Here is an 11,891-nt window from a genome sequence, read left to right as displayed (position 1 = left end):
GGGGGGCGGCCCCCCCCCCCCCCGCCGCCCCCCCCCACCCCACACCCCCGGGAGCCTTCATGTCGCAGCCACAGACCGGACCCTATGACGTCGTCGACCTCGTCATCGTCGGCGCCGGCATCAACGGCCTTGCCATCGCCAGAGACGCCGCCGACCGCGGCCTGAGTGTGGTCGTCGTGGACCGGGGCGACGTCGGCGCCGGTACGACGAGCACGTCGAGCCGGCTCATCCACGGTGGCCTGAAGTACCTCGAACGCTACGACTTCACCCTGGTGAACGAGTCCATCCGCGAACGCCACCTGCTGTTCCGCACCGCCCCGCACCTGGTGCACGACTACCCGATGCTCATCCCGTCCTACGCCCGCGACAGCCGACCGGGACCGCTGGTCCGGCTCGGCCTGGCGGCCTTTGACGTGCTGGCCGCCCGCCGCGGGCGCGGGATCAGCCGGGGCCTGTCCGCCCGCCGGATCGGTCAGCGCTGGCCGCAGCTGTCGCGCGACGGGCTGCGCGGCGGGGTGCTCTTCCGCGACGCGCAGGTGCCGTGGGCCGAGCGGCTCTGCGTCGAACTGCTGCTCGACGCGGAACGGCTGGGCGCGCGGGTGCTGACCTACACCACGGTGACCGGGCTCATCGTCGAAGACGGCCGGGTGCTCGGGGTGCGGACCACGGACAACCGGTCCGGTCAGCAGGGGCGGATCCGAGCCCGGCTCACCGTGAACGCCGCCGGGCCGTGGATCGACCAGATCCTACGCGGACAGGTCGAGAGCCGGCGGCTCAACGGCGGCACCAAGGGCAGCCACGTCATCCTCGACCCGTTCCCCGGCGCCCCGGACACCTGCATCTTCTTCGAGGCCGCCGCCGACCAGCGGCCGATCTTCATCTTCCCGTGGGCGGGTCGCTACATCCTGGGCAGCACCGACCTCACCTACGACGGGGACCTCGACGAGGTCGTCGCCAGCGACGCCGAGATCGAGTACCTGCTCAACGAGACCAACCGGATTATTCCGCAGGCCAAGCTCACCCCGGCCGACGTGCTCTACAGCGTCGCCGGGATCCGCCCGCTGCCACACACGGCCGGCGTCTCGGACAACGCCAAGATCAGCCGTGGGCACACAGTGCTCGACCACGCGCCGGCGTACGCCGGACTGCTGTCGATCATCGGCGGCAAGCTGACCACCCACCGGGCGCTCGCCGAGGACGCCACCGACGCGGCGCTGAAGGTGCTCGGCCGGCCCCGCGGACGGTGCACCACCCGTACCCGGCCGCTGCCCGGCGCCGACACCGCCGACTGGCGTACGTTCCGCGCGGAGTTCCAGCGCTCGGCGACCCCGTTCACCGGCGACCAGCGGGCCCGGCTGCTCGACCTGTACGGGGTGCGGGCGCGCCGCGTGCGCGAACTCGTCGTCACCGATCCATCACTCGCCGAGGTCGTCGACGAGCAGAGCGGCGCGGTCGCCGCCGAGATCGTCATGGCGTTCCGCGAGGAGAGGGCCGTGACGTTGGCAGACGTCCTGCTGCGTCGTACCCTGATCGGCCTCGGCCCGGACATGGCGCTGTCGACCGCCGTGACCTGCGCGGACGTCGCCGTCCGGCATCTCGGCTGGGACGACGAACGGGCCCGCGCCGAGGTGGCCGCCTACCACGCCGAGCTGCGACGCTTCCGCCCGCGCGCGCTGAACCTCTCGGCGGCAACCCCGAACAGCGACAGGAGGACGTCATGACGACACCGCACATCTGCTACCTCGGGGTCGACGTCGGGCTCACCGCCACCAAGGCGGCCGCCTTCGACATCGAGGGCCGCGAGCTCGTCGTCGTGCACGCCCGCACGCCACGCACCAGCGTGACCGCCCACCGTCATGACGTGGACATGCCCGCGCTGGCCGACACGGTGATGTCACTGCTCGGCGAGATCACCGGCAAGCTGGCCGCCGACGGGTACGCCCCGGCCGGCATCGGGGTGGCCGCCCACGGCAACGGCCTCTACCCGGTCGACGAGGCGCTGCGCCCGGTGGGGCCGGCCATCGCCTCCTCGGACAGCCGCGCCCAGCGGATCGTCCAGGCCATCCCGCCGGAGGGGGCACGCCGGCTGGCCGAGGAGACCGGGTCGATTCCCTGGGCCGCCCAGCCCAGCGTCCTGCTGCGCTGGCTGCGGGACAACGACGCCGACGCCTACGCGGCCACCCGGTGGGCCCTCTCCTGCAAGGACTGGGTCACCTCGCAGCTCACCGGCGTGGCCAGCGCCGACTACAGCGACGCCAGCGCCTCCGGCATGGTCGCGCTCGGCACCCGCGCCTACACCGCCACGGCGCTCGAACTCGTCGGGCTGCCGGCCACCGACCTCGACCGGTTCCCGCCGCTGCGGCGCTCCGACGCGGTGGTCGCCGGGCTGAGCGCCGCCGCCGCGGCCCGCAGCGGGCTCCCCGAGGGCCTGCCGGTCATCGCGGGTTGCATGGACTGCGTGGCGGCGACCCTCGGCGCCGGGGGCCGGGAGGTCGGGGATGGGACGATCGTCGTCGGCACCTGGGCGATCAACGGCGTCGTCGTCCCCGCGCGTGCGCCCGCCCCCGAGGTAACCCTCAGCGCGTTCATGCCCGACCCGGCCACGATGCTGGCCATGGAGGTCGCGCCGACCTCCGCGGCGAACCTGGAGTGGCTCGCCTGCGCCGGGGTCGCGCACGACCAGGTCGGCAGCGTCGCCGCGGCGGAACTCCTGCGGGAAGCGGCCACCGTGCCACCCGGCGCGGACGGTCTGCTGTTCCTACCGTTCGTCAACGGCTCGCCCGAGCACCCGTCGGCGTCCGGCACCTTCCTCGGCATCTCCAGCAATCACCGCCGCGGCCACCTCACCCGAGCGGTCATCGAGGGGGTCGCCCAGTACCACCGGGTGCAGCTGGACCGGGTGTTGGCCAGCGGCGCGGACGTCGGGGACCGCCCCTGGCGGCTGGCCGGCGGAGGCGCCCGGTCAACGGTCTGGGCGCAGATCTTCGCCGACGTGCTGGGGCGACCCGTCCGGCGCCAGCTCACCAGCGAGCTGGGAGCCCGCGGAGTCGCCTCCCTGCTACCCGGCGCCCTTGCCCACGACGTGCCGCCGTGGACCGTCAACGACGAGGACGACCTGTGCGTGTACCCGGGACCCGACCGGGCCGCATACCTTGCGCACTCCCAGGTGTTCGACCGCTGTCTCGCCGGCATGTCCTCCGTGTGGTCGGAGGTCGAGCGCTACAGCACGACCTGACGTGCACCCAGGGATTGCAGGTCACCGGAGCCCGCTACGGGGCGGCCCCCGCGTGCGAGACACCGAATCGACCAACCCTCCTCCCCCTGCGGGTCCGATCCGGAGTTCGCTGTCGACCGGCGGTCAGCGGTCTACCCTGAAGATCTACCCGACACTTCAGGTGACGCTCCGACGGCGACTCCGGAAGGGCCCGACGTGACCGCAGAGACCTCCGGCGGCTCAGGTGCACTGATGCCCGCCGCGTTCATCGGCCATGGCAACCCCATGAACGCTCTCGAGGTCAACCGATACACCACCTCGTGGAGGGCGTTCGGCGCCGCGGTGCCGCGGCCCCGTGTCATCCTGGTCATCAGCGCGCACTGGTACACCAACGCCACCGCCGTCACCGCGATGCCCCGGCCGCGGACCATCCACGACTTCTACGGCTTCCCGCAGGCGTTGTTCGAGGTGGAGTACCCCGCGCCGGGGCTGCCCGACCTGGTTACGGAGATCAGCGACACTGTTCACCCGACCTGGGTCGGCGCCGACCTCGACAGCTGGGGCATTGACCACGGCACCTGGTCTGTCTTGACGCACGCTTTCCCGGACGCCTCGGTCCCGGTCGTACAGCTCAGCATCAACGCCGACAAGCCCTTGGACTACCATTTCCAGCTCGGCGCCAAACTCGCTCCACTGAGACAACGCGGAGTGCTCATCATCGCCAGCGGCAACGTCGTGCACAACCTACGCGGCATGGACTGGAAGCTGACCGACGACGGCTACGACTGGGCCCAGCGCTTCGACGAGGACGCCAAGACCCGCATGTTGACCGATCCGGGCGAATTCGCGACGCTCGACACCCACCGCGACTTCCGCCACGCGGTGCCGACACCGGATCACTTCATTCCCGCGCTCTACCTCGCCGGTCTGGCCGCCACCGCCGACGCGCCGGACACTGACGTCCTCGTGGACGGCTACGCCTACGGATCGTTGTCGATGACGGCTTACACCCTCGGGCTGCCCTGCCCCGACGCAGCTGGCGAAGGCGGATCCCCACAGCCGCCCGACGACCTGCCGGCCGACGGCTCGAACATCTAGGGTTGCGCGCGACCTGACGGAAGGTGGCCCCGCAGAGCTGACAACGCCGCGACCTGCGGCCGGAGAGCGTCCGGAATCGCAGGCCGCGGCGCGATCGTGCGAAGGCGTACGACCGGATCAGCCGCCGCTGTTGGAGCGGGTGGGGGCGGGCGCCGACCCGCCGGCCACCGCTCCCGGGTGCGGAGTGGCCGTGACCGTGGGCCTCAGCCCGACCGGTACGGGCAGCGCACTGCCCTTGGCGAACTCGTCCCAGCCGACATTCCAGGCCGTCCAGCCGTTGCCCGGATCCAGCGCCACCTCGGTGCCCTTGACCGTCACCAGGTCGCCGACCTGTGTGATCCCCATCAGCCAGTCGGCGTTCTCGTTGGAGACGTTGGTGCAGCCGTGCGAGACGTTGGTGCTGCCCTGATCCCCCACCGACCACGGTGCGGCGTGGATGAACTCGCCGCCGTTGGTGAGCCGCTGGGCGTCCTCGACGTCGACGATGTAACCGCCATTCGGGTCGCCCATAGTGTTGAAGGTCGTGTAGTCGAACTTCTCCATGACCACCATGGTGCCGCTGGAGCTCGGTGTGCTCGGCTTGCCGAGACTGACCGGAATCTTGCGCAGCAGCTTGCCGTCCCGGTAGACCGCCATCTGCTTGGTGGCGTTGTCGATGTCCAGCGACACCTGCCGGCCGATCTTCGAGGTGCCCGACCGGTCCGCGTCGCCGATGGCGTCCTTACCGATCGGCAGCCCTTCCAGCGCGCTCCGCACGCTGATCTTCGTGCCCGGCTTCCAGAAGTCGGGCGCCCGGTACTCGACCTGCTTGCCGTCGTCCAGCCAGGACCAGGTCCCCGGCTGGGGTGGATCCGTCTTCACGAACAACCGCCGCTGCACGTCCGCCCGGGCCTCCTTCGGAATCGCCGGGTCGAACGTGACCACCACCGGCATGGCCGTCCCGTACGTCTGGTCTGCGGCGAAATTCAGGACGGTGGTCACGGCCTGTCTGTTGCCCGGTTTCGCCATTGTCCTGAACGTCGTTCTCTGCGTGGTCGTCCGGCCCTTGCCACCGGTCGCGGTCACCTCCGCCGTGTACGTCCGCGAATTCTGCAACGGCTTGGCCGGCACCCAGCTCGACCCGTCCTCCCGCGGCTCCGCCGGCACCTGCGCACCCTTGTCGTCAATCAACCGCACCGAGGTGATCTTCCCGTCCTTGACGGTGGCCCCCACCTCCGCGCTGACCGGCACGTCCCCCGCGTGGTCGCCGGGTGTCACGGTCAGTTGCGGCGGTGCCGTGTTCGCCTGTCGGGCTCCCGGCAGGCGGTCGGCGGTGCATCCCGCCAGGACCAACGGCGTGGCCGCGATGGTCACCGACAGCAGCCTCAATCGCTGCCTCAGCTCCATATTGTCCCCCCGTTCATGGCTTTCCCTCTGCCCACATTTTCACCACGGCGGAGAGATGTCTGCGGCGATTTCAGCGGAACCGTCGCGCAAGGCTCCGGAAACCTTTCACCACGCATTCCCTTATGGCGTGAACCGGCCCGGTCATTTCCGTTCGTGACCGTTCCGACAAAATGAGTACGCCACTGCTCGCCCATCCCGTCCCGGCCGCGTTGCGCCGGCGCTTCCGCTTACGGCGACTCGGCCCGGGAGCCACCCGCAACTCCCGGCTGATCCGGATCGAGCGCGACTCGACCGTCGTGCGCCGGTTCGCCAGCAGCGCACGGATCGCCGCCGGGCCGGGCACGTCCGGCAGGCACTCCGCCGCCCCCCAAGCTGCCATGAAGCCGGACCGTCGGGCGGAAGCTTCGCGAAGAAGCAGAAGGAACGCGAGCCCGCTGCGGTGGCGGATTTCGAGCCGTCGCTGGACTACTTTCGGCAACCCGGCTGGGCTCGCCAGATCGGCGAATTACGGTGCATTGACGTGACCATCATTCGCGTTACCGCCGTAGCACTCAGCGCCTTCCTGGCCACGCCGGTTCTGGTGGCCGGGTCACCGACGCGCACGGCCGCCACGCCCGACATGCCCTGCCCGGCCGTGAAGCCGGCGGTGCCGCCGCCCGCCGGAGCGTCTCCACCACCGGTCGGTGCCGCCGATCGGGCGGTCGGCGGTGCCGCGCTGGCCACGACCGGCCTGGCCATTCCGGTGGGTGCGCCGACGGCGCCGGCGGTGACGGCCACCTCGTGGCTCGTGGCGGACCTCGACAGTGGCGCGGTGCTGGGCGGGTGCGGCCCGCACGAGCTCCGCACGCCGGCCAGCGTGCAGAAGATGCTGCTGGCCGCGGCCCTGATGCCCCGCCTGGACCCGGCCCAGATGGTCGAGGTGACCCGGGCTGATCTGCAGGATCTCGATCCGGCCAGCTCGCTGATGGGGGTGGTCGAGGGTGGCCGCTACTCGATCGAGAGCCTGTGGCTGGGGCTGCTCCTCAAGTCGGGCAACGACGCGGCCAACGTGCTGGCCCGCGTCGGCGGCGCCGCCGCCGGCCGGCCGGGCGGGGTGCAGGCGATGAACAACGAGGCGCACCGGCTGCGCGCGAATCAGACCCACGCGGCGACGCCCTCCGGTCTGGACGGTCCCGGCCAGTACACCAGCGCGTACGACCTGGCGCTGATCGCGCGGGCCACCTACGCCCGCGAGGACTTCCGGCGGTACATCGCGACCCGGGTGGCCCAGATAGCCGGCGACGCGGGCACCCCGGGCTTCGCCATCACCCATGACAACACGCTGCTGGACCACTACCCGGGAACGCTCGGCGGAAAGACCGGCTTCACCGACCTGGCTCGACAGACGTACGTCGGGGTGGCCGAGCGCAACGGGCGGCGGCTCGCGGTGACCCTGCTCGGCGCGGAGACCGCGCCGCTGGGCAGCCTGGGCGAGGCGGGAGCCCTGCTCGACTGGGGCTTCGCCCTCTCCCCCGGCGCGTCCGTCGGCCGCCTGGTCACCCCGGGCGAGAAGACGGACGATCATGCCGCGGCCGCCGGCGAGGGCGAGCACCACGGTCAGGCCGGGGACCGGTCGCTGCTGTCCTTCCCGGCGGTCCTCGGCCTCGGCGCCGCCGCGGCCCTGGCCGTCGTGCTACTGGCGGCGCCCCGGTGGCGCAGGGCCATGCGGCAAGCAGCTGACCGGACCGCGCAGAGCGAGCGATCAGCGGCCGACCCGTCCCCGTCCGAACCGTAGGCGGACCACGCCGGCGCGCCGCCCGCGCAGGACCGGGATCCGGTGGACGTTCGCCGGCAGCCACCCCAGCGGACCCCGGCCCCGCGGCGACCGCAGCTCCGACACCTCCGAGATGTTCGGGTGCAGCCCGCGAAGGCTCGGCCAGTCCGCCGAGTCGAGGCACCAGTGCATCTCGGGGGGCGGTAGCCGGATTCCCGGGCGCTGGCCCGGGGCACGGCACGCGCCATCCAGCCGGCGACCGTGTCGATGGCCATCACGCGCCGATCTCGATGATGTCGCCCCGGTGGTCGTCGGCCGTCACCCTGCCACCATCCCCGCGATTTCCCGCTCGGTCCCCCCGTCGGGCGCGGTGGCCGGCGCATGTGAGGATGCGGCGCATGCGTGCCGTGATCTTCGACGAGTTCGGTGTCCGGCCCCAGGTCCGCGACGTCCCGGACCCGGTGCCGCCGCCCGGGGGCGCCGTCATCCGGGTCGAGGCGACCGGGTTGTGCCGCAGCGACTGGCACGGCTGGCAGGGGCACGACCCGGACGTCCGCCTGCCGCACGTGCCCGGCCACGAGTTCGCCGGCGTGGTCACGGCGGTCGGCGCCGGCGTACGCGGCTGGCACCCCGGCGACCGGGTCACCGTGCCGTTCGTCTGCGCGTGCGGGCAGTGCCCGGCCTGCCTCTCCGGCGACCAGCAGGTCTGCGAGCGGCAGACGCAGCCCGGCTTCACCCACTGGGGCTCGTTCGCCGAGTACGTGGCCGTGCAGCACGCCGACGTCAACCTGGTCCGGCTCCCCGACGAGCTGGGCTACCCGGCCGCGGCGGCGCTCGGCTGCCGGTTCGCCACGGCGTTCCGCGCGGTGGTCGGCCAGGGGCGGGTCGCCGCGGGCGAGTGGGTGGCGGTGCACGGCTGCGGCGGCGTGGGGCTGTCCGCGGTGATGATCGCCGCGGCCTACGGCGCGCAGGTGGTGGCGGTCGACGTCGCCCCCGGCGCGCTCGATCTGGCCCGCCGTTTCGGGGCCGCGGTGTGTCTGGACGGCTCTGCCCTCACCGGGCCCGGCGCGGTGGCCGCGGCCGTCCGGGAGGTGACCGGCGGCGGCGCCCACCTGTCGCTCGACGCCCTGGGCAGCCACGCCACCTGCACCGCCTCGATCGAGAGCCTGCGGCGGCGCGGGCGGCACGTGCAGGTCGGCCTCCTCCCCGCCGCCCAGGGCCGCCCGGCCCTGCCGATGGACCTGGTGATCGCGTACGAGCTGGAGCTGCGGGGCAGCCACGGCATGGCCGCGCACGCCTACCCGGAACTGCTCCGGCTGGTCACCGCCGGCGTGCTGCGCCCCGCCGAGCTGATCACCCGCACCATCGGGCTCGCCGAGGTGCCCGACGCCCTGACCGGAATGGACCGGCCCGCCCCCGGCGGGATGTGCATCGTCCAGCCTTGACCAGGACGACGCTCGGGTCGGACAGCGGACACGTCCCAGGTACGCGTAGGCCGCGGAGTAGCTCGCCGCCGCGGCACCGAGGACGGCCGGGAGATGTACCAGGAGGCGTTGCGGGACCGGCCCGACGATGGGATCCGGCTGCGGCTCGCCTTCGCGCTGCTGCGGGCCGGCGACGGCAGCGGCGCGCAACGAACCGCCCGAGAGGTCCTGGCCCGCGAGCCGGATTCCCGGTCCGCCGAGGCGGAGCAGACGCTGCGGCGTTTTCTGGCCGTCGCACCGGCTCATCCGGCCGCCGCAGAGATCAAGCGGCTGCTCGCCGCAGGTCAATCCACCGGGCGCTGACAGTGCCACCAGCCCGCCGATCAGGATCGCCGTCTCGCCGAGCACGACCAACCCGAGCAGGGTCGAGGACTCCAGGGCCGGCTGGACGATCACCAGCGTCAGGACGAGGAGCGGCGGCAGCCCGACCAGCACCGCCGACCGCCCTGTCCACCCGCTGATTGTCACCCCCAACGGGTTGACCGGTGACGAGAAAGGCCACGCGGTGGGCGGGCGATCCGTAGGGTTCGGGTCGACGGAGGCACTGCGCCGGATGAGGGGCGGCCGAGGACCGGTGGGAGCGCGAACGCATCGCCCGTCGCCGGTGTTGCTGGTCAGCCTGACCGTCTCGACCGGCCTGCTGGCAGCGCTGAGCGCCGCCATCCGCAGCCGTCCGGTGCCGCCGTGGGAGCGGGACCTGTTCGCCCTTCTCAATCACCTTCCCGCCGGGCTGGCCCCGGTCCTGGTACTGGTCATGCAGCTCGGCTCGTACCCGGCGGTGTTCGTCACCGCCGCGGCAGCCGTCGTCGCACGCCGGATCGGCACGGCGTGGAGTCTCCTGCTGGCCGGGAACCTGGCGTACTGGCTCGCGGTCGCCGTCAAGGCCGCGGTCGCCCGGCAGCGCCCGGCGGCGCTGCTCGCCGACGTGGTCCTGCGCGAGACGATCACCGGGCGCTTCGGGTACCCGTCGGGACACGTCGCGGTCGCCACGGCCCTGGCGCTCGTCGCGGCGCGGGCCGGCGGGCCCCGATGGCGCCGCGCGGCCTGGGCGGTGATCGGGCTGGTCGCCGTCGCGCGGATCCACGTCGGGGCGCACCTGCCGGTGGACGTGGTCGGTGGCTTCCTCGTCGGCTGGCTCGCGGTGTGTCTGACCCGGCTCGTGGTCGGCGAGGTTGGACCGCAACGGTCGGTGCCCCCTCTGCGGGCGGCGCTGCGGCGGCGCGGGATCGACGTGGCACGGTGGGCGCCGATCCACGGCGACGCCCGCGGCTCGCAGCCGTGGCAGGCGGTCACCACCGACGGGCGGCGACTGTTCGTCAAGGTGACCGGCGGTGAGCAGCGCGACGCGGACTGGTTCTACAAGCTCTACCGACGGGTGCGCTACCGCCACGTGGCCGACACGCCGCCGTACCTGAGCGCCCGCCAGCAGAGCGAACACGAAACGTGTCTGACCCTGCTGGCCGAGCGCGCCGGCGTCCGGATACCGGCCGTCGTCACGACCGCCGCCATGCCCGGCGGCGACGCCGTACTGGTGCAGGAGTTCATCGACGCCGCCCCGCTGCACGCCGTCGTCGGGCCGGTCCCGCTCGCCGCCGTGCGCGACGCCTGGGAACAGCTGGCCCACCTGCACCGGGCGGGCATCGCGCACCGCGACCTGCGCGCCGCGAACGTGCTCGTCGGCCGGGACCGCGCCTACCTGGTTGACCTGGGCTTCGGCACCGACGACGCCTCGGCCGAGCAGCAGGCCCGCGACGTCGTCGAGCTGATGGTCACTGTGTCCACGCGGGTCGACCCGGCCAGCGTGGTCGCCGGGGCGATCGACCGCCTGGGCGTCGCGGCGGTCGCGGACAGCGTGCCGTTCCTGCAACCTCCGGTGCTCTCGCGCGCCGGCCGTGCCGCCCTGCGCGGGCACCCCGGCATGCTGACCTGCCTACGCCAGGAGATCCTGCGGCGCTGCCCCGACCGTGACCGCCCGGCGGCGAAGGTGGTCCGGATCAGCCGCCGCGCGGTCCTGGAGCTGCTGGTCCTGGGGTTGATTGTGCACCTGCTGCTCCCCCAGCTCGGCGAGATACGCACCGCCATGCGTCTGATCGTGCACGCCAACCCGGTCGCGGTCGCGGCGACGCTGCTCGGCTCCGCCCTGACCTACCTGCTCAGCGGCCTCGTGCTCCGGTTGGCCGCGGCCAACCGGGTCCCGCTGGGCGAGGCCACCCTGGTGCAGGTCGCCGCGTCGTTCGCCAACCGGCTGGCACCCGGCAGCCTCGGCGGCGCCGCCCTCAGCCTGCGGTACCTGCACCAGAAGGGACTCGTCGCCGCCGCCGCGGGCACCGCCGTGGCCGTCTCCCGTACCGCCGGCGTGTTCTCGGTGGTGCTGCTCCTGCCGGTGCTGCTGCCGTTCGCCCGCCAACCCGCCCGCATCCTCACCCACGACGCGGCCAGGGCGTTGCCGCTGCTGCTGGGCACCCTGGCTGTCCTGCTCGTCCTCGCCGCCGTGCTCGCCGTACCCCGGATCCGGCGCCGCGGACGCGCGGCGGCCGGCCAGGTCGTGACCGCGCTGCGCGAACTGCGCCACCAGCACGGGCTGCGGCGGCTCGCCGTCGCGTCGATGGCGCTCACCCTCACCTACGGCCTCTGTCTCTACCTCGCGCTGCTCGCCACCGGCCCGGTCCCCCTCGCGCACCTGCCCCCGGTGATCCTGGTCTGCCTCGTCGGTGAGGGTGTCTCGTCCGCCGCGCCCACCCCCGGCGGCCTCGGCGCCACCGAGGCCGCGCTCGTCTCCGGCCTGCTGCTCTACGGGCTGCCGCTGGACGCCGCCGTCGCAGGCACCCTGATCTACCGCCTCGCGACGTTCTGGCTCCCGGTACCGCCGGGCTACCTGGCCTTCCGGGTCCTGACCCGCCGCCGGCTGCTATGACCACCAGGCAACTGGCCGAATCCGCGCGCTGCCACGAACGCT

The 11,891-nt window shown here is 72.9% G+C and carries 8 protein-coding genes; 7 read left to right on the top strand and 1 reads right to left on the bottom strand.

The annotated features are described in order from the left end of the window. The first annotated feature begins 59 nt into the window (after window positions 1–59). From ABZU46_RS20940 to ygiD, 3 genes are all read left to right on the top strand, one after another. Window positions 60–1,721, top strand: coding sequence for a glycerol-3-phosphate dehydrogenase/oxidase (locus ABZU46_RS20940; RefSeq protein ID WP_354860316.1), 1,662 nt, complete (start codon window positions 60–62; stop codon window positions 1,719–1,721). Beyond that, a complete protein-coding gene (locus ABZU46_RS20935) occupies window positions 1,718–3,235 on the top strand; it encodes an FGGY family carbohydrate kinase (RefSeq protein WP_354860315.1) in 1,518 nt (505 codons plus the stop codon). Before ABZU46_RS20940 ends, ABZU46_RS20935 begins: the two co-directional genes overlap by 4 nt. Before the next feature lie 195 nt (window positions 3,236–3,430). Continuing rightward, complete coding sequence (gene ygiD, locus ABZU46_RS20930; RefSeq protein WP_354860313.1) at window positions 3,431–4,312, top strand: 4,5-DOPA dioxygenase extradiol; 882 nt, start codon at window positions 3,431–3,433, stop codon at window positions 4,310–4,312. Between the two features lie 117 nt (window positions 4,313–4,429). On the opposite strand, the gene ABZU46_RS20925 is transcribed toward ygiD, so the two are convergent. Beyond that, window positions 4,430–5,698: an Ig-like domain-containing protein gene (locus tag ABZU46_RS20925; protein WP_354860311.1), complete on the bottom strand. Its 1,269-nt coding sequence runs from the start codon at window positions 5,696–5,698 to the stop codon at window positions 4,430–4,432. A 520-nt stretch (window positions 5,699–6,218) separates the two neighbouring features. On the opposite strand from ABZU46_RS20925, the gene ABZU46_RS20920 reads away from it, so the two are divergent. The 4 genes from ABZU46_RS20920 (at window position 6,219) to ABZU46_RS20905 (ending at window position 11,849) form a co-directional block, all read left to right on the top strand. Beyond that, window positions 6,219–7,472, top strand: a complete 1,254-nt coding sequence (locus ABZU46_RS20920) for a D-alanyl-D-alanine carboxypeptidase (protein WP_354860310.1) — start codon at window positions 6,219–6,221, stop codon at window positions 7,470–7,472. A gap of 377 nt (window positions 7,473–7,849) precedes the next feature. Further along, entirely contained in the window at window positions 7,850–8,896 is a 1,047-nt protein-coding gene (locus ABZU46_RS20915; protein WP_354860309.1) for a zinc-dependent alcohol dehydrogenase family protein, read from the top strand. 93 nt (window positions 8,897–8,989) lie between these two features. After that, the gene (locus ABZU46_RS20910) at window positions 8,990–9,238 is read left to right on the top strand and encodes a hypothetical protein (protein ID WP_354860307.1); all 249 of its coding nucleotides are present in this window, start codon (window positions 8,990–8,992) and stop codon (window positions 9,236–9,238) included. 301 nt (window positions 9,239–9,539) lie between these two features. After that, on the top strand, window positions 9,540–11,849 hold the full coding sequence (locus ABZU46_RS20905; RefSeq protein WP_354860306.1) for a lysylphosphatidylglycerol synthase domain-containing protein: 2,310 nt from the start codon (window positions 9,540–9,542) through the stop codon (window positions 11,847–11,849). Window positions 11,850–11,891: the final 42 nt, after the last annotated feature.

This window comes from Micromonospora sp. NPDC005197, assembly GCF_040608295.1.
Lineage (GTDB): Bacteria > Actinomycetota > Actinomycetes > Mycobacteriales > Micromonosporaceae > Micromonospora.
This window is presented reverse-complemented; position numbering and strand designations above follow the sequence as displayed.

Coding starts and splice junctions, on each gene's coding strand:
- ABZU46_RS20935 (WP_354860315.1), top strand. CDS start 1,718: ATGACGACACCGCACATCTGCTACCTCGGGGTCGACGTCGGGCTCACC.
- ABZU46_RS20910 (WP_354860307.1), top strand. CDS start 8,990: ATGTACCAGGAGGCGTTGCGGGACCGGCCCGACGATGGGATCCGGCTG.
- ABZU46_RS20940 (WP_354860316.1), top strand. CDS start 60: ATGTCGCAGCCACAGACCGGACCCTATGACGTCGTCGACCTCGTCATC.
- ABZU46_RS20915 (WP_354860309.1), top strand. CDS start 7,850: ATGCGTGCCGTGATCTTCGACGAGTTCGGTGTCCGGCCCCAGGTCCGC.
- ABZU46_RS20925 (WP_354860311.1), bottom strand. CDS start 5,698: ATGGAGCTGAGGCAGCGATTGAGGCTGCTGTCGGTGACCATCGCGGCC.